The 22,802-nt window shown below is 59.2% G+C and carries 18 protein-coding genes and 1 pseudogene; 13 read left to right on the top strand and 6 right to left on the bottom strand.

The window, feature by feature from the left end:
• Positions 1–39: 39 nt before the first annotated feature.
• The 6 genes from AC515T_RS28615 to AC515T_RS28590 form a co-directional block, all read right to left on the bottom strand.
• Positions 40–399, bottom strand: coding sequence for a DUF6124 family protein (locus tag AC515T_RS28615; RefSeq protein ID WP_496530877.1), 360 nt, complete (start codon positions 397–399; stop codon positions 40–42).
• Positions 400–1,037: 638 nt separating this feature from the next.
• Positions 1,038–1,616: a plasmid pRiA4b ORF-3 family protein gene (locus AC515T_RS28610; RefSeq protein WP_496530876.1), complete on the bottom strand. Its 579-nt coding sequence runs from the start codon at positions 1,614–1,616 to the stop codon at positions 1,038–1,040.
• Positions 1,617–1,827: 211 nt separating this feature from the next.
• A complete protein-coding gene (locus tag AC515T_RS28605; protein ID WP_496530875.1) occupies positions 1,828–4,005 on the bottom strand; it encodes a lipase family protein in 2,178 nt (725 codons plus the stop codon).
• 11 nt (positions 4,006–4,016) lie between these two features.
• Positions 4,017–4,790, bottom strand: coding sequence for a hypothetical protein (locus AC515T_RS28600; protein WP_496530874.1), 774 nt, complete (start codon positions 4,788–4,790; stop codon positions 4,017–4,019).
• Positions 4,787–5,641 (bottom strand): DUF4123 domain-containing protein, encoded by an 855-nt coding sequence (locus AC515T_RS28595; protein ID WP_496530873.1) that lies wholly within the window; start codon positions 5,639–5,641, stop codon positions 4,787–4,789. Before AC515T_RS28595 ends, AC515T_RS28600 begins: the two co-directional genes overlap by 4 nt.
• The gene (locus AC515T_RS28590; RefSeq protein ID WP_496530872.1) at positions 5,638–7,686 is read right to left on the bottom strand and encodes a type VI secretion system Vgr family protein; all 2,049 of its coding nucleotides are present in this window, start codon (positions 7,684–7,686) and stop codon (positions 5,638–5,640) included. Before AC515T_RS28590 ends, AC515T_RS28595 begins: the two co-directional genes overlap by 4 nt.
• Before the next feature lie 448 nt (positions 7,687–8,134).
• Between AC515T_RS28590 and tssA the strand changes: the two genes are divergently transcribed.
• The 13 genes and pseudogenes from tssA to icmH all read left to right on the top strand — a co-directional run bounded on the left by tssA (position 8,135) and on the right by icmH (position 22,794).
• The gene (gene tssA, locus AC515T_RS28585; RefSeq protein WP_496530871.1) at positions 8,135–9,691 is read left to right on the top strand and encodes a type VI secretion system protein TssA; all 1,557 of its coding nucleotides are present in this window, start codon (positions 8,135–8,137) and stop codon (positions 9,689–9,691) included.
• Between the two features lie 35 nt (positions 9,692–9,726).
• Positions 9,727–10,230: a type VI secretion system contractile sheath small subunit gene (tssB, locus tag AC515T_RS28580; RefSeq protein ID WP_496530870.1), complete on the top strand. Its 504-nt coding sequence runs from the start codon at positions 9,727–9,729 to the stop codon at positions 10,228–10,230.
• Positions 10,231–10,255: 25 nt separating this feature from the next.
• Entirely contained in the window at positions 10,256–11,731 is a 1,476-nt protein-coding gene (gene tssC / locus AC515T_RS28575; RefSeq protein WP_496530869.1) for a type VI secretion system contractile sheath large subunit, read from the top strand.
• A gap of 6 nt (positions 11,732–11,737) precedes the next feature.
• Positions 11,738–12,151, top strand: coding sequence for a type VI secretion system baseplate subunit TssE (tssE, locus tag AC515T_RS28570; RefSeq protein WP_496530868.1), 414 nt, complete (start codon positions 11,738–11,740; stop codon positions 12,149–12,151).
• Positions 12,151–13,938, top strand: coding sequence for a type VI secretion system baseplate subunit TssF (gene tssF / locus AC515T_RS28565; protein ID WP_496530867.1), 1,788 nt, complete (start codon positions 12,151–12,153; stop codon positions 13,936–13,938). The genes tssE and tssF overlap by 1 nt, the downstream gene beginning before the upstream one ends.
• A complete protein-coding gene (gene tssG / locus AC515T_RS28560; protein WP_496530866.1) occupies positions 13,902–14,906 on the top strand; it encodes a type VI secretion system baseplate subunit TssG in 1,005 nt (334 codons plus the stop codon). Before tssF ends, tssG begins: the two co-directional genes overlap by 37 nt.
• Positions 14,907–14,917: 11 nt before the next feature.
• Complete coding sequence (gene tssH / locus AC515T_RS28555; RefSeq protein ID WP_496530865.1) at positions 14,918–17,503, top strand: type VI secretion system ATPase TssH; 2,586 nt, start codon at positions 14,918–14,920, stop codon at positions 17,501–17,503.
• 10 nt (positions 17,504–17,513) lie between these two features.
• The gene (locus AC515T_RS28550) at positions 17,514–19,031 is read left to right on the top strand and encodes a sigma-54 interaction domain-containing protein (protein ID WP_496530864.1); all 1,518 of its coding nucleotides are present in this window, start codon (positions 17,514–17,516) and stop codon (positions 19,029–19,031) included.
• 62 nt (positions 19,032–19,093) lie between these two features.
• Positions 19,094–19,234: a type VI secretion protein gene (locus AC515T_RS28545; RefSeq protein WP_496530863.1), complete on the top strand. Its 141-nt coding sequence runs from the start codon at positions 19,094–19,096 to the stop codon at positions 19,232–19,234.
• A gap of 20 nt (positions 19,235–19,254) precedes the next feature.
• Positions 19,255–20,034, top strand: a pseudogene (gene tagH / locus AC515T_RS28540) (type VI secretion system-associated FHA domain protein TagH); the annotation flags it as partial.
• A gap of 59 nt (positions 20,035–20,093) precedes the next feature.
• A complete protein-coding gene (gene tssJ / locus AC515T_RS28535; RefSeq protein WP_496530862.1) occupies positions 20,094–20,597 on the top strand; it encodes a type VI secretion system lipoprotein TssJ in 504 nt (167 codons plus the stop codon).
• Entirely contained in the window at positions 20,594–21,925 is a 1,332-nt protein-coding gene (tssK, locus tag AC515T_RS28530; RefSeq protein ID WP_496530861.1) for a type VI secretion system baseplate subunit TssK, read from the top strand. Before tssJ ends, tssK begins: the two co-directional genes overlap by 4 nt.
• A 5-nt stretch (positions 21,926–21,930) precedes the next feature.
• On the top strand, positions 21,931–22,794 hold the full coding sequence (gene icmH / locus AC515T_RS28525; RefSeq protein ID WP_496530860.1) for a type IVB secretion system protein IcmH/DotU: 864 nt from the start codon (positions 21,931–21,933) through the stop codon (positions 22,792–22,794).
• Positions 22,795–22,802: the final 8 nt, after the last annotated feature.

Here is a 22,802-nt window from a genome sequence, read left to right as displayed (position 1 = left end):
CAGCGGGAGCAAGCTCCCTCGCCACGGGTGGTATAGCGGCTAGCGTGGGTCGACGTTATCCAGCACTCGGTTCGCCAACAATGAACTCATCTCGATCAATTGCTGGATGCCGAGGGCGATGTGGCGGCGGGGACCCTCGAGGTCGAAAGCCAAGTTGCTGATCATCGCGTCGGCGGATGCCAGGTTTTCGCTGAGGTTGGCGAGCAGGCATTCGTTGTCGGCGTTTTTTGCCACGGTGAAGAGCTGGCCCGGTTTGGATGCATCTTCGGGTTTTTCCGGTTTGGGTAACAGGTAGTGATCCAAGACGCGTTTGGTGGTTTCGTCGTGCTTTTGGTTTTTACGACCGGAATGGGTAGACGTTGAGTCAGTTTCTGGAGGGTTCGGAGTTATCTTGAACATATGCATTTTTCCATTTAGTAGTAGGCCGCAACCATCTCGCTACTAAACGAAGGGTGGCGGCTGTGCGCAAGTTAGTAGACCGGTGGAAAATACATAAAAGCCCGGCGCGCCCGAAGGCGCCATGCGCACAGCCACCATCAAGTGCAGGCGACGCCTGACTGATGAGACTCATGCAACCATTATGTATTTCCAACCAGGGCTACTAAACCCGACCACTGATGGGCAGTGGCAGGGAAACGATAGAACCCATGGGCATGGCGCACAAGCGGGCGGATTCTGGCGTAGTTGTAGGCAATGGCGCAAGGATTCGTAGCTTGGTGGAGGCGTTGCGGAGGGAGAATAAACAAGGCCCCGTAATGCCCAGGATTCGGGGCAAGGGAGCTTGCTCTCGCTCGGTGGCGCAGCGGTTTTTCTGTAGGAATGCGCCGGTCGTTTTGGGGCTGCTGCGCAGCCCAGCGGGGCGGTGCGACGTTTCGCTGAATCCCCTCGCCACAGGCTGAGCGTCGTTGATCCCCCGATGTGATCACAGAATGAGCACACACCGCCAATCCCCCTGTGGGAGCGAGCTTGCTCGCGATGGCGGCAGCAAGTTACCTACCTAATCTGAGGTAAACATCCGTACTACACCCGCCTGCCACTCAGACCTTGATCCGTTTAAACCACTGGTTCACGCGTTCGCAATCAAAAAACGTCGGGTCGAAGATCTCCCCGTACCATTCCACCGTAGCATCGTGCTCGGGATGTTCAGGGTTAGTCATGGCCTCTAAAAACACTTCGTAACCCGGCCCTCCACCCACGTCTTCCGGTGGGCAGGCATTGGCGCCCTCGAGGCAGTACGGCACTTGAGGACACGCAGTAGCGGGTAATGTTTTTTCGACCTTGATACGGTGATGCCACTCATCACCGAAGTCATAGAGATAATTGAATGTCCGCTTTCCGTTCAGTGCCTTGATCAGTGTTTTACGAGCTTCCGAATGCACCGGCGGCCCCCAGCCATCAGGGTCGGGCACGCCGTAATTCTCACCGGCAATTTCAAATTCGTGCAGATGGTAGTCGCTCCAACCCATCACGATCTGGATCACCTGATGCAACCTGCCCAAGGTAATGTTTTCAGGCACTGCGAACCGACGCCAAATCGTTGGAGTCATCCACTTCAGCTCGATGTGCAGTAGCAGCAAGTCACGCTCGGGCTTAGGCAAGGGAACAGTTTTAGCCATCGGTCAGGCAGCCTCGTAGTGTTTTGTGAGTGTAGAGACACGTTCCAGTACGTAGGTCACGGTAATGAACAATCTGGGTCAATCAATGCTACTCCGGAGGTCATGCCAGAGTTCCAAGGTAATTGAATAACCTGAGTCAGGCCATTTGAGTTTCGATTTCTGCCAGTCCGACGCCACGGGCGCAGCCGCCATAGGTTGGCAGCCGCGCCGTTCAACTGATGGAATCAAGATCCAGCGTATACGGTTCACCAATGGCATACCCGTGACCACCATGGATCAATTCACCGTCGTCATCCGTGGCCGGTGCCATCGCCAGTTGCTCGGCCACCCTGTTCTCCGGATGCGCCTGCCAGCGGGCCAGGTTGTGTGCCAGTTGCTCAGGTTGTTTCGACAAGCTCCCATAGACGTCTTTTTCGCTCACCGACGCGGTACGCAGTGTCGCCAGGCGCGCGCGCGTACTGTGCAGCTTGTCGACCTCGCGGATGAGCGCAACGTTGAGGGCGCTTTCGCTACGTCCATTGGGCGCGCCCCTTCCCGCCAGGCGACGCTCTTCATCACGCAGCTGTTGGGTAATCCGTGCCAGCGCAGTGTCGATCCATTCATATTCGCGTTTTGTCGCCAGTGTGCCTTCGCTGATATGCGCTTCCTGCCAGCGCCGCAAGGTCGCCCAGCAAGCGGGGATGTAGCTGGGAACCATGAAGTGATTGCCGGTCTGGAGGAGTTGGGCCAGTAATGCCGGGCGGTCCGGCAAGCCATGTTTATGCTCGAGGGCCACCTCGCAGGCGGCGTGTTGGATGATGGTGTCGCAACGAGGCATCCACAGGATCGAAGAGCGTTCCTTGCGATCGAATTCCACCGGCAGGAAATGCCGCAAGATGCCGTGGTGTTCATACGGTTCGCCCGTCCAGCGGGTGATGCCCGCGACGAACACCGAAAGGCCGACCGGTACGTTGGCGAATGCAAGGGCCAACCCCGTGCCATAAACGCCTCCTTTGGTATTCATCCAACTGCCCGGCACGCTGGGTATCGGGTCGTTGTGGTTGACCATTCGGTAATGCACCAGAGGTTCGGCGTTTTTTGTGAAGGTGGCATCGGCGGCGCGAGGTGCGCCATAGGTGTAGAGCTGGAGGGTGTAGCCTTCCGGTCTGCGCCGCAACATTTCGGCGAGCAGCAGTGCCACCGCGCCGCCCAGGCTGTGGCCGCAGATCAGCAGTTTTTGCCCGGCGTAGAACCGGTCCAGGTAGCTCGTCACGAAAGCCGCTGCTTTCTTGGCGGCGCCATAGAACCCTCGGTGTACCTGCCCGACACCTTCTTCAAACGGCACTTGGCGCGCATCGGCGTCGCGCAGAAAGTCGGCGAGTTGCTGGGTGCCACGCACGGCTATCAGGATCAGCTCGTCGTTGTGGGTGATGTAGGCCTGGGTGTTCGTGCCGTCTTGCTCGCCGGTGTCGTCGAGAAAATGGACTTTGGCGGGATGCTCCTGATGTATCCCCAATTCAGGATCGTTGACCGCGTAGAGGGCCGGGTCGAATGGCACGATCTCCAGGCGTCTGGAGTAGGGCACGTCTTCATACAGCGGGTAGTAGGGTTTTGTTTGCCCTGGATAGAACTCCCCGAGTTCCTCGGACTTGGCCAATGCGTTGGCGAACCAGTTGCCCACGCTCGGCTGTCGAGTAAAGTCCACTGCCGTTGTTATTGGGGCCTTGTCGGGTTTCTGGCCGAAGGGACAATAGGTCAATGTCGACATCAGGGCCAGTTGGTACAAGTTGAGCGCGCAGAATTCGGGGGCGGTGGACAGCATCGGTCGCAACGCACGCAACGGTCGAACTTCCAGCACTGTGTGTTTTTGTGGCATCAGCGCTACGCCGAGCTTGCCATGTTCGCCCATCAGCCGTGCCGGCCCTGCCGGGTGCGGGTAATGGCGATACACCTCGGGGGGCAGATGGGCGACGTGCTTGACCAGATGCCGCACTTCCACCTGGAAAAAATCGTCTGCGCAGGCTTGTGCCGGGTTTTCCCGGGTGCGGGTGGCGTTTGGGTTCAGGTAGCGGGTTTGCTCGGCACGGACTTGCAGTTCGGTGATCTTGAGGGGGTAGTGAGCTCTGCGCTGAAGCTCGATGTAGCATTTTTCCTGCTCTTGATACGGTTGCTCAAAGGTAAGGGCAATTGGCCCGGCGTAGTGGTTGGTGACCTTGCCGATCCCCATGGCATCCAGGTTGCCTGGATATTTTTGTCCCTCCGAGTCGATAGCAACATAGCCCAGCCCCGCATAAGGCTCACCAGAGCCCAATTCATCGACGAGTTGAAAACGGGTCCATCTACCCCCTACAGGGCAGGTCAAAATGCGACTGCTTAGCCTTGATTCCAATTCCTTTTGAAACGACGTCATACGTGATCTCCTTATTCCGTACAACCGGGGTAAATAGTGCATTTGCGTCCGTCGGGCATCTGAAAACCGCTGAAGTCTTTGTCATTACCGAAACAAAATGCGTATGGGTCTTCGAAACTATCGCCCATGCAGCGCTTCCAGCCGTCAGGCACCTTCACCCAGGTGTCACCCATGTAGGGTTTCTCTTCGCGGGCCAACGTGATCTTCATCCTCACGGTTTTACCCGGGAGTTGAGCAAGGGTGTACGCCGAGAAAGGACGCCCGCGCCCAAGCTCGCCCTGTGGGTTGGTTTTTTTGCAGTCGAGGATTTTCCTGAGGATGCGAGGCTTGCCCGAGGTGCGGAACAACCATTGGCATTGGCCGTAAAAAGTACTTTCGCCCGCTTCGCTGAAAACACCTTTGTACTGTTCTTCCAGGGCATCGAGAATCACGACATTGGCCGAGTCCTGACTGATATCGCTCCAATCCTTGCCGTAGGCGGCGTTGATTTCGAGCTCGATGCGATTGACTACCAACGGGCAGCCCATGCGGGTTCGGCGAATAACGATTTCGGAATCAGGTGTGTAGGCCTTGCGCCACTCCCTGTTGAACACCGGCGCTTTGTTATATCGGGTCTCGACGGTGCAGGTTTCGCCTGGGGCGGGTATGTAGTACACCGCTGCACGGTAGGCAAAGTCAGGCGGCAAATCTGCCGTGAAAATAAACGTGTTCGATTGTTTGGCGGCACAACCTGTCGCCATCACCAGGCAGCCGCTCAAACCTGCAATTCGCAGGGCATGTTTCATAGTTGCGCGTCTCCTTGCCAGAACGCCGTCATCAGGCGCACCCGTTCAAAATGCTCGTCGGGTCTTTCGGCCGGGCGTACTTGCCAGTACGACGCCAGATGATGGGCGGGTGCTTGCAGGCCTTGGGTCAGCAAAAACTCCAGCTGCTCAGGCGCCTGCCAGTGCCATGCCCCGGCTTGATCGAGCGTGGCGCGCAACCACGCCTCCGGGTCCTGTTGTTCAGCAAGTGTGGCGAAGGCCTGGACATGCTCGGCCAACAGGAAACGGCGGGCATTGAGCAGACGAGCTTGTGCCGCTTGCTGCGGGGTAGCAGGCACCTGCAACCAGAGCGGCGAATCAGGCACCGGATATATCCCCGGTGCCGGGTTGCGCGTGCTTGCCCAACCCGTGCCCTGCCAATAACAGACACTGAGCGCCGGTCCGAGGTAGGCCGGATAGGCTTCAACGGGCAAATGTTTGAGCGCCCGGGCCAGGACGCGATTGTCATGGAAGCGGTACAGCGCCTGTTGAGGACGCTCCCCAATGATCAATCGCTCACGCCAGTGTCCCACCAGTGTTGGCAGGCCCCCTTCGGGAAGGCTGGCAAGCCATCCCCAGTGGCTGTCCGGCCGGTCGAGCAATTCATTGATAGGTTCGTCGCCGGGCCGCTCGACGCTGAAGACAAAGGGCCCGGCGTCACCCAGCTCGGCAACCAGGGTTTGACCATAGATGCTCAGGTATTGGTCGGGACGACGGCTCTTGAGCAATGTCTGGCGCATGGGATGTTCATTTTCTGAGTCCAGGACGATGCACAAAGCATGACCGAGGCGTTGCTGTTCGATCAGCCATCGATGGGGGAATGAGCGAGTCATGCGGCGGCTTCCGTTGGACAGAAGCCCTCGCGGCAAGCCTCGCAGATGGGGCAGAAATCCAGTCCCGCTGCTTTGCTGGCCGCTATCAGGGCGCGTTGGGTGGGGGCGAGCACCGGAGAGGGATCCGTCGAACCTGGCGTGAACGACGATGCGGTGGTACTGGCCTTGGGCGCGCCGCCGAGCTGGATTGCACTGCTGCTGTAGACGCCGCTGTGGTCGATCACGATGTGCTCGCCCCCGGCTTTCAAACTGAGGGTCGCACCCGCTTCAAGGACCAGATGGGCGCCCGCCTTGATATGCACGTGTTGCCCGGTCTCGACGACCATTGTCTGATCGACGCGGGTGTGGCGGTTGGCGGCGCGCAGGTAATCATTGCCTTCGACCCGGACCGTGCGGTCGGCGGCAGTGGTCCGATGTTCCTCGGCGTGCAGCACGGTGATGCTGTTACCCTTGATGGTTTCCCACCGTTCGTTGCCAATCTCCAGGCGGCTGTCGTTTTCGACCTTCTGTTCCATGTCACGCTGGGCCCGCAGATAGATCAGCTCCTGACCTGCGCGATCCTCCAGATGCAACTCGTTGAAGCCTTGGCTGCCCGGCGAGCTGCAAGAACGAAACACCGTGCGGGTCTTGTGCACCGGCAACGGGTAGGGCGCGGCATTGGCGCTGTTGGTCAGGCACCCGCTGATCAAAGGCTTGTCGGGATCGCCTTCCATGAAGGTCACCAGCACCTCCATGCCCACCCTCGGGATCGTGACGCCGCCGTGGCGGTTACCTGCCCAATTGGAAGCGACGCGCAACCAACAACTGCTGCCGTCGTCGAAGTGTCCCGCGCGATCCCAGAAGAACCGGACCTTGACCCGCCCATACGGGTCGCAGTGAATATCTTCGCCTTTGGGCCCCGTGACGATTGCTGTCTGGCTGCCCGATATACGTGGTTTTTGATAAACCCTCTGCGAACGGAAGATCGCGTCCCAAGGCGTGGCAACGAAGCGATTGCGATAGCCCTGGTTGAAGTGGGCTTCATTCCTGCCCGTGTCGTTGGGGGCTATCTCCTCAAGCACTTGCGGCTGTTTGCCTTCGTGATGCACTTCGGTCAGGAGCCATAAGTCGTTCCATTCCTGGCGAGGGTGCTCACTCAATGCCAGGAAGTGTCCCGTCGCCAGTGCCGTCTGATTGCTCTTTCCTTCTGCCTGGACGTAGTCGGCGCGGTAGCGCTCCAAGGTCCTCTGGCTCAGTAACTTGCCGCGTTTTTCCTGGGTAAAGTCACCCGGATAATCATAGGCCTCCAAGTCCGGCCGGACCTCTTCGAGGCTAGGCTGGCAGCTGCTCTCCAATAGAAATGCCGACTTCTTGAAGTCGTAGTCACGGTACGTGACGCGGCTGGTTCGGGTTTCCAGTCGCAGGCCGAACCGATGGATAACCGGATCGTCGTAAACCATACCGCTGCCGTGTTTATAAACAGTGCGGTGCTCGAGTCGGGGAAACACGGTCTGGTCATCACCCAATACCAACTGATGGCCCGACTCACTGTGCTGGAAATGGTAATGCAGGCCTTCTTCGTGACACAGGCGCTCAATGAAGTGCAAGTCGGATTCTCTATATTGCACGCAGTAATCACGAGGCGGATAACTTGCATTTAACTGGAAGCGATGAGCATCCGTGAGAATGCCGTGCTCCTTGAAAATCGTTGTGATGATTTGCGGCACACTGGTTTGTTGGAATATTCGCTGATTGGTGCGGTGTTCCAAGTAAGCCAGTCGTGGCACTAGTTTTATTTTGTAATACGTCAAGCGATTGCTGGCATCGCCTTGTACAACGCGATAAACCAACCCGTGAACACCGCTTCCCTGTTTATCGAATGTTAGAAAGGCTTGCCTGTTTAATAAATGTTTCAAATTCATATCGCTTTGTTCGCTGACGAGTTCAATGTCGAACGAATAAGGTGCGCTGATGGCTTCGTAGCCTTTGAAGGCCACGACTTGAAGATCATGTTTGAGATCCGTAATCGTGAGACGGAAGCTGGGCAAATCAAGGGTATGGAACATGCGAACGTCCTTGGACTGTGGCTTTAACTCCTGCTCTCATTGAAGCAGCCTTGATGGACGCGCGCGCAGGCGCTGGTAGAAAAAGAAAAGGATGTAGGACTTTTCTCTAGAAGAAAAAGAGACTGCGAAGGAAATAGTTTGAAGTGGTTTTCATTGGCTGGACTGGAAAGGTCAAACGTTGTCAACGACCGCTTCGTCTTCGGATGTTTCAGCGAATGCCTATTTGGATTTGTTTCTTTGAAAAAAGGAAAGCTCCTACTTTTTTATCCTGAAAACCTTGGCATTCTTCGCCGCGTTCGACTGGTAAGAAAGCGGTGTGAGTTCAGAGCGAAGTGGCTGGATTATATTTAGCGAAACTTCCTACAAGCGAAACTGAATATTTACCTTGAATAGCCATGCCGTCCAAACAACCCATGCCACAAACCGAATTGTCTTCACAGGGTCGTGAATGTCGTATTCCGAAAAACTGTCCGCCTATTATCTGATGCTCGCCAAAACCCCCGTTTCCAAGGAGAGTTTTGTGGGGGCGGATGTGCGTTTTTCAGATGAATACGAAGCCTTGGAACGCGAGGTGGGCAAAGCCCAATCGATGCACGAAAGTGGCCGGGTCGACTGGTTGAAGGTCCTTGAGAAAGGTGAAGCGCTGTTGCGCACCCACTCGAAGGATCTGCGGGTGGCGACCTGGCTGGTTTGGGCGCTGTATCAGCGTGAGTCGTTCCCGGGGCTGTTGGCGGGTCTCGGTCTTTTGCAGCACCTTTGCAAGCACCATTGGCAGGACATTCATCCGCTCAAAAACCGAACCCGTGCCGCCAGCATCAATTGGCTGATGCCTCGCCTGGAACAAGCGTTTGGCGATGACCTTGCGATCAAGGAGCAGTTGCCGATGTTCCGTCATCTGGCGGAACAACTGGAAGGCCTCGACGCTGCTTGCAGCGCCCACTTGGGGGATGACGCGCCTCTCCTGCTGCCGCTGTGTCGGCGCCTCAACACCATGATCCAGCGGGCCACCGAAAACCGCTCGCAGCCTGGTGCCATTGGAACGGTCGTGGCCCAGGTAAAGCACGTTGCCACCCAATTGCTCACGCCCGGCACTCCGATCGAAAACGAAAAAGAAGCCCACAAGGCCCTGCGCGCCCAGCAGGAAGGTGCGCGTCCGTTATGCACCTGGTGGCTCAAGCAAAAAGCGACTGACGCTCGTGCCCTGCGCCTGAATCGTACCTTGCTCTGGCTGGCCATCGATGTATTGCCCGAGCGCAACGCCGAGCAGGTCACCCAGTTGCGTGGCCTGCCGGCGGACAAACTCAAGGCCTATCAGGACCGTCTCCAGCAGGGTGATTACGCAGACCTGCTTGTGGAGATCGAGGCGAGCCTGGCGACGGCACCGTTCTGGTTCGATGGCCAGAGGCTTGCCTGGGAATGCCTGCAAGGGCTGAACGCCGAGTTGGCCATGCGCGAAGTGGAAGTCCACTTCGCATTATTCATCCAGCGCCTGCCGGGCATTATCGAATTGCGCTGGCATGACGGTACGCCGTTCGCCGATTCGGCCACCCGGGGTTGGATCGCTGCCCAGGTCATGCCTCACCTGCAAAGGCCCGGCGGGGCACCCACAGCCGATGTCGCCGACAACCAGGCGCCTTGGGAGCTGGCGCTGGAGGAGGCCGAGGCGATCCTGCGCAAGGACGGTCTCAAGCCTGCCGTTAAGTTGCTCAGGCAAGCCATGCAAGGCGCCCATGGAGCACGCGAGCGATTCCTCTGGCAGTTCGCGCTGGCTCGCCTGTGCTTCTCGGCCAGGAAATACGAACTCACCAAGGTTCAACTGGAGGCGCTCGATCAGACGCTACGAAACGCAGGCCTGAATAGCTGGGAACCCACCCTGGAGTTGCAGGTGCTGCACTTGTTGCACAGTTGCTGCGAGTTGTTGCCACAGAACCACTCTGTACGTGAGTGCAAGGAAGAGACCTATCGCAGGTTGTGTCACCTCGACCTGGAACGGGTCATTGAATAGGCCTCCGGGTCACAAATTGAAAGAAGGAGAAAGTCATGGCCAAAGAAGGCTCGGTCGCCCCCAAGGAACGCATCAACGTTACCTTCAAACCTGCCACCGGCGGCGTTCAGGAAGACATTGAGCTGCCGTTGAAACTGTTGGTGATCGGTGATTACACCCACCGCAGGGACGAACGCAAGATCGAGGATCGCAAGCCGATTGGCATCGACAAGATGACCTTCGACGAAGTGCTGGCCAAGCAAGCACTGAGCTTGACCCTGAGCGTACCGAATTGTCTCCAGGCAGAGAGCGGTACTGAGGAATTGGCGGTACAGCTGCGCTTGAACTCGATGAAAGACTTCAACCCGGCGAGCCTGGTCGAGCAAGTACCGGAACTCAGCAAACTGATGGCGCTGCGCGACGCGTTGGTGGCGCTCAAGGGGCCATTGGGCAACGCGCCGGCGTTTCGTAAAGCCATCGAAGGCGTACTCGCCAATGACGATTCCCGCCGTCGCGTACTGGATGAGCTGGGTCTGGATACCACAGCGAAGAGCGCTTGATTCTTTCAGCCAAGGAAGCCGAAACATGAGTACCCATGCAGTACAGCAGCAGAGCCAGGACAACGCGGATTACAGCATTCTGGAAAGTATCATCGCCCAAACCCGCCTGACCCCGGACGATGAAGCCTACGACATTGCCAGGCGCGGTGTATCCGCGTTCATCGAAGAGTTGCTCAAGCCGCAAAACAGCGGCGAGCCGGTCAAGAAAGCCATGGTTGACCGCATGATCGCCGAAATCGATGCCAAGCTCAGTCACCAGATGGACGAAATCCTCCACCATCCGCAATTCCAGGCGTTGGAGTCGGCGTGGCGCGGCTTGCAGTTGCTGGTGGACCGCACCGACTTCCGCGAAAACATCAAGATAGAAATGCTCAACGTGTCCAAGGACGATTTGCTGGACGACTTCGAGGACTCGCCGGAAGTCATGCAGTCGGGCCTGTACAAGCACATCTACACCGCTGAGTACGGCCAGTTCGGCGGGCAGCCGGTGGGCGCGGTCATCGCTAACTACTTCATGTCCCCAAGCTCGCCGGACGTGAAATTGATGCAGTACGTGTCCAGTGTCGCCTGCATGTCCCACGCGCCATTCATTGCCGCGGCCGGTCCGGAATTCTTCGGCCTGGAGAGCTTCACTGGGCTGCCAGACCTCAAGGACCTGAAAGACCATTTCGAAGGCCCGCAATTCGCCAAGTGGCAGAGCTTCCGTCAATCGGAAGACGCCCGCTATGTCGGCCTGACCGTACCGCGCTTCCTGTTGCGCACCCCGTACGATCCGCAGGAGAACCCAGTCAAATCGTTCGTCTACAAGGAAGCCGTTGCCAACAGCCACGAGCACTACCTGTGGGGCAACACGGCGTACGCGTTCGGTACGAGGTTGACCGACAGCTTCGCCAAATTCCGCTGGTGCCCGAACATCGTCGGTCCCCAAAGCGGTGGCGCGGTCGAAGACCTGCCGTTGCACCACTTCGAAAGCATGGGCGAAATCGAAACCAAGATCCCGACCGAAGTCCTGGTGTCCGACCGTCGCGAATACGAACTGGCCGAGGAAGGCTTCATCTCCCTGACCATGCGCAAAGGCAGTGACAATGCCGCGTTCTTTTCCGCCAGCTCCGTGCAGAAATCAAAGTTCTTCGGTAACAGCGCCGAGGACAAGCATGCCGAGCTGAACTACAAGCTCGGTACCCAGTTGCCGTACATGATGATCGTCAATCGCCTGGCGCATTACTTGAAGGTGCTGCAGCGCGAGCAATTGGGATCCTGGAAAGAGCGTACGGACCTGGAGCGTGAACTCAACAACTGGATCCGCCAGTACGTGGCCGACCAGGAGAACCCGAGTGCCGAAGTCCGTGGCCGCCGTCCGTTGCGTGCGGCGAAGATCATTGTCAGTGACGTGGACGGTGAACCGGGCTGGTACCGCGTTGGCCTCAACGTTCGGCCTCACTTCAAGTACATGGGCGCCGATTTCACACTGTCGTTGGTTGGCAAACTGGACAAGGCGTAAGCACCCATGACTTACGGCAGCCTGTTTGAGCGCCTGGCCGGTGATTCTGAAAAGCGCGCGGGTTTGAGCCGCGAGGCTTGCATCGTCACCTCCGTGGCTGCGCATCTGGCGAAGATGCTCAGCACCCGGGCGGGTAGCGTGCAGACGCTCGCGGATTATGGGCTGCCGGATCTCAATGACATGCGCTTGAGCCTGCACGACGCGGGGAGCCAGGCCCGCAAAGCGATCGAGACCTTCATCAAGGCCTACGAGCCACGTCTGCGCAATGTCTGCGTCGTTTCAATGCCGAGTAACGCCGATCAGCTTCGCCTGTCCTTGCGCATCGACGCCTTGCTGGATGTGGAGGGGATCAAGCGGCAGGTCAGTTTTTCCGCGTGCCTGGACGGCAGCGGGCAGGTCAAGGTCAAGGATAGCCACTGATGTCGTTCAATCATTACTACCAGAGCGAGCTGACGGCGCTCCGCCAGCTGGGTCGACGTTTCGCCGAGCGTAACCCGGCGTTGGCTCCCTTCCTGGGACAGGCCGGACGGGATCCGGATGTAGAGCGGTTACTGGAAGGATTTGCATTTCTGACCGGGCGACTGCGCCAGAAGCTCGATGACCAGTTGCCGGAGCTGAGCCATTCGCTGATGCAGCTGTTGTGGCCGAACTACATGCGGCCATTGCCAGCCTTCGGCATTTTGCAGTTCGATCCGCTGCAGCGATCCGGCCCCGCGCTGCGGGTCGAGCGCGATACGCCGGTCGAAAGCAAACCTGTCCAACAGGTGCGTTGTCGTTTCCTGACGTGTTACCCCACCGACGTCCTGGCGCTTGATCTGACTCGGTTGAGTTATTCCGTGAAAGGGGAAGGGTCGCTGTTGAGTCTGCATTTGGAAATGCGTTGCGACGGTCATGTGGGCGAGCTGCAACTGAACCGTTTGCGCCTGCACTTGACCGGCGAGCGCTACATCAGCCAGATGCTCTATCTCAGCCTGTTGCGTAACCTTGGAAGTATCGAGCTGATCCCGCTGGACGGCACGGGTGTGGCCCTGCGGGCGGCAGATGGCAGCCCAATGACGTTCAGGCTCCCCGCCGACCGTGTGCAGCCGGTAGGGTTTGCCGAAGAGGAAGCGCTGGTCCCGTATCCGCTGAATACCTTTCGCGGCTATCGCTACCTGCAGGAATATTTCGCTTTCCAGGACAAATTCCTGTTCGTCGACATCAATGGCCTCGACGTGATCAACGCCTTGCCCCATGGCAACATCGAACAGATGCGAGGCCTGGAGTTGCGCTTCGATATTGGTAAAAGTGGTATCCAGCGGATGCGCCCAACGCTGGATAACATCAAGCTGTACTGCACGCCGATCGTCAATCTGTTCAAGCATGATGCCCAGCCGATCCGCCTGGACGGCAAACAGGATGAGTACCTGCTGTTGCCGGCCGATTACGACCAGGCGCACTGCGGCGTGTTTTCGGTCGAAAGCGTTACCGGTTGGAGCCCCGGAGGGCTGGGTTATCAGGCCTATGTGCCGTTCGAGTCTTTCGAGCACGATTCAAGCTTCGATGTGCCCCACAGCCGCCCTTACTACAGCGTTCGTCAGCGGCCTTCGTTGTTGCACGGCGGTCTGGACACTTGCCTGGGCTTTGGTGTCCGGCACGCTCACCCGCATGAAACCCTGTCCATCGAGTTGATGTGCACCAATCGGAACCTGCCGCGCCAGCTCAAGCCGGGCGACATCGACCAACCCGGCGAAAAAAGCCCCGAGGCGCTGAGTTTCCGCAACATCGGTCCGGTCACGTCAAGCTTCGCGCCGCCACTCAATCACGACTTCCTCTGGAAGTTGATCAGCAACATGTCACTCAACTACCTGTCGCTGGCAGACGTCAATGCGCTCAAGGTGATTCTCGAAAGCTACGATTTTGCGCGTTACCACGACGAGCAGGCAGAGAAAGTCAGCAAGCGATTGCTGGAGGGGCTCAAGTCGATCCGGCACCAGCACGTCGATCGCCTGCACCGGGGCTTACCGGTGCGTGGCTTGCGCACCGAACTGACCATCGACCCACAGGGTTATATCGGCGAGGGCGACCTGTTCGTCTTTGCCTCGGTCCTCAACGAGTTCTTCGCGTTGTATGCCAGCCTCAATTCGTACCACGAACTGCGGGTGAACAGCACACAGGGAGAGGTGTACCAATGGACACCCCGCATGGGCCAACAGCCGCTTCTCTAAGCGTACTGACACGAGGAATACGCGAGTACTCGTTATTCCAGGCCGTGTTGCTGGTCATTGATCGGCTGCGCGAGGTTCACCCTGGCCTGGATGATGACGCGCTGTACGACCGGTTGGAGTTCCAGGCCAACCCAAGCCTGGGGTTCCCGGCCAGCGACATCGATCGTGTGGAGTTTTTCGACGAACACGGCCAGGTGCGGGCGCGTCTGTGCTTGAACCTGGTCGGACTGGTGGGGGCGGGGTCGCCGCTGCCGGCGTTCTATGGTGAGCAGGCCCTGGGGGAGGAAAAGGACAACCCGACACGCGACTTTCTCGACGTCTTTCATCATCGTCTCCAACGACTGATGTTGCCGATCTGGCGCAAGTACCGTTACTGCGCAAGTTTTCAGAGCGGTGCCCGAGATCCATTTTCCGAACAGTTGTACGCGTTGATCGGCTTGGGGGGCGAAGAGATTCGCAAGGCCAGCCAACTGAACTGGAAACGTCTACTGCCATACCTGGGCTTGCTGAGCTTGCGTGCCCATTCGGCGGCACTGATCGAGGCCGTACTGCGTTACTACTTCAAGCACGCCGAACTGAACCTCGAACAGTGCATCGAGCGGCATGTGGACATCCTTGACGAACAGCGCAATCGCTTGGGAAGCGCCAACAGCCTGCTCAGCCAAGACCTGGTACTCGGCGAACGGGTGCGCGACCGCAGCGGCAAGTTCCGGATCCATATCTGCGAGCTGGACTGGCAGCGTTTCCACGAATTTTTGCCCATCGGAAGCGGTTACCAGCCGTTGTGCTCGCTGATGCGATTCACCCTGCGTGATCCCCTTGAATATGACATTCGCCTGGTCCTGCGCCAGCAGGAGATTCGTGCTCTATGCATCGGTGAACAGAACACCTGCCGCCTGGGATGGACCAGTTGGCTGGGCCACGAGCGCGCCGATGGCATGGTGACCCTTGGCAGCAAAATTCATTAGGAATGGATGACATGATCAACGTAGACCTTCAGCAACTGATCCAGGCTTTGGACGCCGAAACCAGGCGCGATCTGGAGCGCGCGGCCGAGCAGTGCGTGGCCCGTGGCGCCGACAAGGTCCTGGTGGAGGACCTGATGCTGGGCTTGTTGGAGCGTCCGCAGGGCCTGCTCGCGCACGCCTTGCAGGATGCCCAGGTCAGTGCCGGCGAACTGAGCGCGGCCCTGCAACCGCGGATGGGGCACAGCGCTTCGCGCAACCCGGTATTCGCCCCGGAGCTGGTGCAGTGGTTGCAGGATGCGCTGCTGGTGGCCAATCTCGAACTCGGCCGCAGCCAGGTCGGAGAAGCCGCGTTGCTCCTGGCGTTGCTGCGCAATCCGCTCCGCTACGCCGGGAGTGCTTATCTGGCGCTGCTTAATCGGCTGAACATTGACCGGCTGAAAGCGTTCGCTTTGTCGCAACAGGCTCAACCGGTTGCCGGCCAGCCCGCCACGCCGGACGATTCCCTGCTGGCGCGCTTTACCCATGACTTGACCCGACAAGCCCGTGAAGGCCAACTCGACCCGGTGCTGTGTCGCGACGACGAAATCAGGCAGATGATCGATATTCTCGTTCGGCGCCGCAAAAACAACCCAATCGTCGTCGGTGAAGCCGGGGTGGGCAAGACCGCCATCGTCGAGGGGCTGGCGTTGCGCATCGTCGCCGGGGACGTACCCCCGGTGCTTGAGGGCGTTGAACTGCTTTCGCTGGATATGGGGCTGCTGCAGGCCGGCGCCAGTATCAAAGGGGAATTCGAGCGTCGTCTCAAGGGGGTGGTCGACGAGGTCAAGGCTTCGCCCAAACTCATCATTCTGTTCATCGACGAGGCCCACACGTTGATTGGCGCGGGCAACAACGCCGGGGGCGCCGATGCGGCCAACCTGCTCAAGCCGGCCTTGGCCCGGGGTGAGCTGCGTACGATCGCGGCCACCACCTGGACCGAGTACAAAAAATACTTTGAAAAAGACCCGGCCCTGGCCCGCCGTTTCCAACCGGTGCAATTGCACGAGCCAACCGTCAGCGAAGCGGTGACCATCCTGCGGGGCCTGGCCCGTACCTACGAGAACAGCCACGGCATCTACCTGCGTGACGATGCGGTGGTCGCGGCGGCGCAATTATCGGCGCGCTACCTGGCCGGTCGTCAGTTGCCGGACAAGGCCGTGGATGTGCTAGACACCGCCTGCGCTCGCGTGCGCATCAGCTTGGCCGCAGCCCCACAAAGCCTGGAGCGATTGCGCGGCGAACTGGCCGAAGGCGAGCGCCAATGCCGGGCGCTGCGGCGCGATGCAGAGGCAGGCTTATCGATTGACCTTCAGGCGCTGGAAGCGTTGGAAGTACGTCTGGCGTCCATCGAAGACGAGCGCCAAACCCTGGAAATCCAATGGACCGAGCAACGTATCCTCGCGGAACGTTTGCTGTCGTTGCGTCAGCAATTGGCCAGGGCACGGGAAAGCGCAGTGGATCAGGCCCTCAGTATTGAAGCCCTGGAAGCGGCGGTGGATGAAACACACGGCACGCTGGTGGCTGCGCAAAACCAGGAACGTTTGGTCAGCTTCGAAGTTTGCCCGCGACTGATCGCCGAGGTGATCAACGCGTGGACCGGTGTGCCGCTGGCGCAATTGGCGCGCGAGCACAATCTGAAAGTCGCCCGTTTCGCCACGGACCTGCGTGCGCGTATTCGTGGCCAGGAACCGGCTGTGCAGGCCCTTGACCGAGCGATGCGCGCCGCCGCCGCAGGCTTGAACGAACCCAACGCGCCGGTGGGCGTATTTCTGTTGGTGGGGCCCAGTGGCGTTGGCAAGACCGAAACGGCACATGCCATGGCCGACCTTCTCTATGGCGGTGAGCGTTTCATCACCACGATCAATATGGCCGAATTCCAGGAGAAACACACCGTTTCCCGGCTGATCGGCGCGCCGCCCGGCTACGTCGGTTTTGGCGAAGGTGGCATGCTTACCGAAGCCGTGCGGCAAAAGCCCTATAGCGTGGTGTTGCTTGATGAGGTTGAAAAAGCCGACCCGGACGTGTTGAACCTGTTCTACCAGATCTTCGACAAGGGTCTGGCCAACGATGGGGAAGGGCGGGAGATTGATTTTCGCAACACCCTGATTCTGATGACGTCGAACCTGGGCAGTGAACGTATCGACGCGCTGTGCGAAAACGGCGCACAACCGAGTGCCGAACACCTCGAAGCATCCATTCGCCCGATCCTCAGCGAGCATTTCAAGCCAGCGCTGCTGGCCCGCATGTGCGTGGTGCCGTATTACCCGGTCACTGGGCTGGTGTTGCGTGAGCTGGTGGAAATCAAACTCGACCGTCTGGGCGAGCGCTTGCATCGTCGTCAGTTGGGCTTCAGTTATTGCGACCACCTCGTAAACCACCTGGTCGAGCGCTGCAGTCGCAATGACCGTGGTGCGCGGCTGATTGACCAACTGCTCGACCAATACCTGATGCCGCTGGTGGCCGACCGCTTGCTCGCGGCCATGGCCGGCGGCGAACCGCTACGGCATGTACACGCGGTGCTCAAGGGTGAAGCCGGCGTCACGTGTGAGTTCTCCTGAGATGGGCGCCATGTTCAAGACGCTCTCGCAGCCGTTGGACTATGCCGAAGCACTCCTGGCGCAGTTCTCCCACCTCTCGCGTTTGGCGGACGGTGGGGCGTTGATGGGGAACTTCATCCAGGGCGTGGCGCGGCTCAGCGGTTGCGAACTGGTGCAGTTGTACGTGCTCGATGCCACCGGCAGCCGCCTGGAAATGAACACCGAATGCCTGGAAGGCCAGTTGCAGTTTCGTGACCCGCAAAGTCTGCCTTCCGATTATCACACTGAGAAATTGCTGCAGTTTTCCCTGGGCCAGAACCGTGTGGTGTGCCTCGGTGCGTTGAGCGACAGCGTCCACGAAACTCACTTCCTGCCAGCCCGGGCCACACCCTGGCAGTCACTGCTGTGTGTACCCCTGGTCGACCCGCAGGCTCGTGCCAGGGGGCTGTTGCTGTGTGCCAGCGATCAGCACCTCGACCTGCATGGGGTTGCTGAATCCTTAGGGCATCTCGGGACCTTTGCCCTGGGCCAGATGCATCTGCTGCAGCGCCTGCGCCGTCCTGTCGACGAGTCCGTATCCGTCACCTCAAGCCTGCCGAGCGGCATCAGCTACGGCCTGATCGGCAAGAGCATGGCGATGCGCAAGACGTGCTCATTGATCAGTAAAGTGCTGAACAGCCCCTATACCGTCTTGCTGCGGGGCGAGACCGGCACCGGCAAGGAGGTGGTGGCCCGGGTCCTTCATGAACACGGCCCGCGTCGATCCAAAGCGTTTGTCGTGCAGAACTGTGCGGCGGTTCCCGAGAATCTGCTGGAGAGTGAGCTGTTCGGCTATCGCAGGGGCGCGTTCACCGGTGCCGACCGGGACCGTGCCGGGCTGTTCGACGCGGCCAACGGTGGCACGCTGTTGCTCGATGAAATTGGCGACATGCCGTTGTCCTTGCAAGCCAAATTGCTGCGCGTGCTGCAGGAGGGAGAAATTCGTCCGTTGGGGTCCAACGACACCCATCACGTCGACGTGCGCATCGTTGCCGCCACTCACCGCGACCTGAAGCAGTTGACGGAGGAGGGCAAATTCCGCGAAGACCTGTATTACCGTCTCGCACAATTCCCGATCCAGTTACCGGCGTTGCGTCAGCGCGATGGCGACATCATTGAGCTGGCGCGGCATTTCGCCGAGAAGGCTTGCACGCTCCTGCAGCGTGCTCCGGTGCGTTGGTCAGACGCGGCCCTCGATCACCTGGCTGCCTACGGCTTCCCGGGTAACGTGCGTGAACTCAAGAGCGTCGTGGAAAAGGCGGTGCTCCTGTGCGAGAGCGGCGAACTGCTCATCGAGCATTTTGCGCTGCACATCGAGCCCCCCTCCGAGCGCGGCCGCATCAACCTGCGTGAGCGGATGGAGCAGATCGAACGTGGGCTGCTGATCGATTGCCTGCGCGAGCACTCGGGTAACAAGACCCGTGCCGCCCGCGAACTCGGCCTGCCGCTGCGCACATTGATCTATCGCCTCGCGCGCCTGAACGTCCAGCGCAGTGATTTCAATGATTGACCCTGTCCTCGGCCTATTCGTAGCCGTTCCAGCCCGATCCTTTCATTCCTGGAGACTTTTAGATGCCTGTCTTTCCCTGGCGAGCCGTCCTGCTGGCGGTTTTCGTGTCATTCGCCCTGGGCGGTTGCAACGCCAATTACAAATTCAACGACAGTGGTTATCGCCCTCTGGGTGATCCACAGGCGGTCAATCGCGGCAAGTGACCCCAAGGAGCCTTTGATAGATGGAACTTGTTTTCGAAATGCTGAACGCCAACCAGTTCGTCCCGTCACGGCTGTGCCGAAAGACTTTTGGGCCGGCCGGTGGCGTGATCGGACGGGGCGATGGCTGCCACTGGGTCATCCCTGACCGCGAGCGCCTGCTGTCCAAGCGTCACGCGCACGTCAGTTTCCGTGACGGCATATTTTTCCTGACCGACACCAGTGGCAACGGCACGACCCATCGCGAAAGCGGCGCGCGCCTGCCCAAGGGCGAGCCGGTACCGATACGGGATGGAAATGCCTACGTCATGGGCGATTTCGAGGTCCTTGCTCGCCTTGTCTCCGGGCCGGCGGGCAACCTTGCCGCAGCGAGTCGTCCGGTGCCGGTCGACAGCCTCATTCCGGACGACGCCTTTCTGGAGCTCGACCCGCTGAAGGCGCTGGATCAGCAGGAGCGGGCCTTGTTGGACATCGATGGGCTGATAAACCCAGCTGTCGTGTCGCCGGACGCCCTTGGGCGGCCAGATTATGCGCGCATCGACATGGAAAGCCTGCTGTGGCCGGAGTTGGTCGAAGCACCCATTGAACCAGTCGCGCCCACCGACGTTATCGATCACCCCCACGAAGGTTTTTGGCAGCGCTTCGGTACCGCCCTGGGCATGGATCTCGAAAGCCTGGATGGCGAGGCCCGCGAAGCCCTGGCGATCAATGCCGCGTTGCTGCTCAAGCAAAGCATCCAGGGTTTGCAACAGAGCCTGCGTACGCGCTCGGCGTTGAAAAGCGAACTGGGCCAGGCCCAGACCTATGAAGAACAGGTTCGCTTGATTGCCGGCCTGCAAATCGATCACCACGGATGATGCCCATGCCGCACTGCACGATGCACTTATCCAAGATTTTGGCAGCGCTCGCCACGACCCTGCTGTTGGCCGGTTGCACCACGCTGTCGCCCTTTTCGACGATGACCAAGCTCAACCTCACGCTCACGGCCAGCGATCGACTCAACCCCGACCTCAATGGACGACCATCGCCCGTGGTGGTGCGGTTGTTCGAACTCAAGCACCCCGTGGCTTATGAAAACGCAGATTTCTTCAGCCTCTATGAGCGCCCGAGGGAAACACTGGCCCCGGATCTGGTTTCCAGCGAGGAGCTGGAGCTGCGCCCAGGCGAAACCGTCGAGCTCAGGCTCGCTATCAGCGGAGATGGCCGTTACGTCGGCATACTGGCGGCGTACCGTGACCTGCCACACGCCCGCTGGCGCTACACACTGCCGGCTGCTGCGACGCAGTTGACCGAAGCGAACCTGACCCTCGACGAGGATGGGATCGCCAACACACTGGAGCGACTGGCCAAGGTGGATGAGCGATGAATCACGATAAGGTCATCTGGCAGGAAGGCATGCTGTTGCGCCCGCAACATCTGCAACACAACGATCGCTACTTCGACCACCAGTTGAAGGTTCGCACCCGGTTGCTGGCCAGCTACGCCTGGGGATTCCTGGCGCTGGAGATCGATCTGCAATTCCTCAACATGGGGCAACTGGTGGTCAGCCAGGCCAGCGGGGTCCTGCCGGACGGCAGTCTGTTCGAGCTGGGTGGCAACGCCGAGCCGCTGGCCTTGGAAGTACCGTCCAATACCCGCAATACACCGATCTACCTCGCGCTGCCATTGGTGACCGGCAATCACATCGAGTCCCGTCGTCCAGAGCAGTCTGATGTATTGGCACGCTACACCCTCTACGATGCGCAAGTGACCGACTCCAACGCCGGGGATGCCGGCGCAAGCCAGATCAGTTGCGGCCGTCCGGACCTGCGCCTGCTGTTGGGCGAGCAGCAGAGTGACCATGCGTTCGTGAAGCTCAAGCTCTGCGAGGTGCTCGATACCACCGCCGATGGCGTCATCAGGCTCGATCCGAACTTTGTGCCGACCTTCATCCAGGCCCGCTCCTCCCATTATTTGCTGGCGTGCCTCAAGGAGATCATCGGCATGCTTGCTCATCGTGGCGATAGCCTGGCCGAGCGGGCCCGCTTCAGTGGCAAGACCGGTGGTGCGCAAGTCGGCGATTTCATGATGCTGCAACTGATCAACCGCAGCGAACTGTTGCTGCGTCATTACCTGGACCTGGAGCAGGTGCACCCCGAAACACTGTTCCGAGCGCTGCTGGCCTTGCTGGGTGACTTGGCAACGTTCTCCAGTGACAGCAAGCGCCCGCCACTCGACAACCGCTACCAGCACAGCGACCAAGGCGCTTGTTTTCGAGGCCTGATGCAAGCGATTCGCCAGGTTCTGTCGATGGTGCTCGAGCAACACGCTATCGAGCTGCAACTGCAGCCGCGCCAATACGGAATCATCGTCTCGCCGGTGCAGGATCTGTCACTGCTGGACACCGCTTCATTCGTACTGGCGGCAAGTGCCCACTGCGACGGCGAAGAACTGCGTCATCGGTTGCCGGCGCACCTCAAGGTCGGTTCGGTGGAGCGCATCCGCCAGTTGGTCAACCTGCATCTGCCCGGCATCAAGATCAGGCCTTTGCCCGTGGCCCCGCGGCAGATTGCATTCCATGCCAACAAAACCTATTTCATTCTCGAGCCCAACTCCGAAGACCTGGCGCAACTGAAGCGCTCCGCAGGTTTTGCGTTCCATGTCAGCGGTGATTTCGCCGAGCTTGAACTGAATTTTTGGGCCATCAGGAACTGAACCAAATGGATAAGGAACATTTTCAGGACGAAAAAACGGTCCTGCTCGATCACCATGGACAACGCCCTGTTTCAGAGCCCTTGACCGACGCTGCCGCGCCGCCGCGCTTCGAACAGTTGCAAGCGCGAATGATTTACGCGGCGCACCTGCCGCAGTCCCAGGCATTCACGGTCAGCCTCAATCCATTGGTCGCGGCGGCGTCCGGATTGCTGTCGCACATGGTGCAGCTCAAGCACGGTCGCGAACGCGAGGACCTGCACGCCCTTAAAGGGGAGCTGAAGCGCGGCCTGGAGCAGTTCGAAGCCTGTGCCTTGCAGGGCGGTGTTGAAAACAGTCAGTTGATCGCCGCGCGTTATGTGCTGTGCACGGTGATCGATGAGGCGATTGTCACCACGCCATGGGGCCACGGGGGCGGCTGGTCACAAATAAGCCTGCTCAGCACCTTCCACAATGAAACCTTCGGTGGCGAGAAAGTCTTTCAACTGCTTGAGCGCTTGTCGAAGAGCCCCATCAAGCACCTGCCCATGCTGGAGTTGTTGTACTTGTGCCTGTCCCTGGGTTTCGAGGGTAAATACCGGATTCAGACCCGTGGGATGCTCGAACTCGAAAGCCTGCGCGACGCCCTGTATCGGTTGATTCTCCAGACCCGTGGCGACACCCCGCGTGAACTGTCGCCTCACTGGGCAGGCTTCGACGGTGCGCGACGCCGTCCGGTGCGCATTGTACCGGCCTGGACGGTGGCGGTGTTCACGCTGGTCTGCCTGGGGGTGATGTATTCGAGTTTCGCCTGGGTATTGGATGAGCAACGCAAAAGCGTGTTGCAACTTTATCAACTGCCAGAACCGGTCGCTGCTCAGCCGCTGCCGTAAACAGGGAC

This window comes from Pseudomonas sp. FSO-7 (assembly GCF_059579345.1).
This window is presented reverse-complemented; position numbering and strand designations above follow the sequence as displayed.

What these genes read in the sequence shown, in the direction of transcription:
- AC515T_RS28615 (WP_496530877.1), bottom strand. Translation starts at nt 399, where the DNA reads ATGTTCAAGATAACTCCGAACCCTCCAGAAACTGACTCAACGTCTACC.
- AC515T_RS28610 (WP_496530876.1), bottom strand. Translation starts at nt 1,616, where the DNA reads ATGGCTAAAACTGTTCCCTTGCCTAAGCCCGAGCGTGACTTGCTGCTA.
- AC515T_RS28605 (WP_496530875.1), bottom strand. Translation starts at nt 4,005, where the DNA reads ATGACGTCGTTTCAAAAGGAATTGGAATCAAGGCTAAGCAGTCGCATT.
- AC515T_RS28600 (WP_496530874.1), bottom strand. Translation starts at nt 4,790, where the DNA reads ATGAAACATGCCCTGCGAATTGCAGGTTTGAGCGGCTGCCTGGTGATG.
- AC515T_RS28595 (WP_496530873.1), bottom strand. Translation starts at nt 5,641, where the DNA reads ATGACTCGCTCATTCCCCCATCGATGGCTGATCGAACAGCAACGCCTC.
- AC515T_RS28590 (WP_496530872.1), bottom strand. Translation starts at nt 7,686, where the DNA reads ATGTTCCATACCCTTGATTTGCCCAGCTTCCGTCTCACGATTACGGAT.
- tssA (WP_496530871.1), top strand. Translation starts at nt 8,135, where the DNA reads ATGTCGTATTCCGAAAAACTGTCCGCCTATTATCTGATGCTCGCCAAA.
- tssB (WP_496530870.1), top strand. Translation starts at nt 9,727, where the DNA reads ATGGCCAAAGAAGGCTCGGTCGCCCCCAAGGAACGCATCAACGTTACC.
- tssC (WP_496530869.1), top strand. Translation starts at nt 10,256, where the DNA reads ATGAGTACCCATGCAGTACAGCAGCAGAGCCAGGACAACGCGGATTAC.
- tssE (WP_496530868.1), top strand. Translation starts at nt 11,738, where the DNA reads ATGACTTACGGCAGCCTGTTTGAGCGCCTGGCCGGTGATTCTGAAAAG.
- tssF (WP_496530867.1), top strand. Translation starts at nt 12,151, where the DNA reads ATGTCGTTCAATCATTACTACCAGAGCGAGCTGACGGCGCTCCGCCAG.
- tssG (WP_496530866.1), top strand. Translation starts at nt 13,902, where the DNA reads ATGGACACCCCGCATGGGCCAACAGCCGCTTCTCTAAGCGTACTGACA.
- tssH (WP_496530865.1), top strand. Translation starts at nt 14,918, where the DNA reads ATGATCAACGTAGACCTTCAGCAACTGATCCAGGCTTTGGACGCCGAA.
- AC515T_RS28550 (WP_496530864.1), top strand. Translation starts at nt 17,514, where the DNA reads ATGTTCAAGACGCTCTCGCAGCCGTTGGACTATGCCGAAGCACTCCTG.
- AC515T_RS28545 (WP_496530863.1), top strand. Translation starts at nt 19,094, where the DNA reads ATGCCTGTCTTTCCCTGGCGAGCCGTCCTGCTGGCGGTTTTCGTGTCA.
- tssJ (WP_496530862.1), top strand. Translation starts at nt 20,094, where the DNA reads ATGCCGCACTGCACGATGCACTTATCCAAGATTTTGGCAGCGCTCGCC.
- tssK (WP_496530861.1), top strand. Translation starts at nt 20,594, where the DNA reads ATGAATCACGATAAGGTCATCTGGCAGGAAGGCATGCTGTTGCGCCCG.
- icmH (WP_496530860.1), top strand. Translation starts at nt 21,931, where the DNA reads ATGGATAAGGAACATTTTCAGGACGAAAAAACGGTCCTGCTCGATCAC.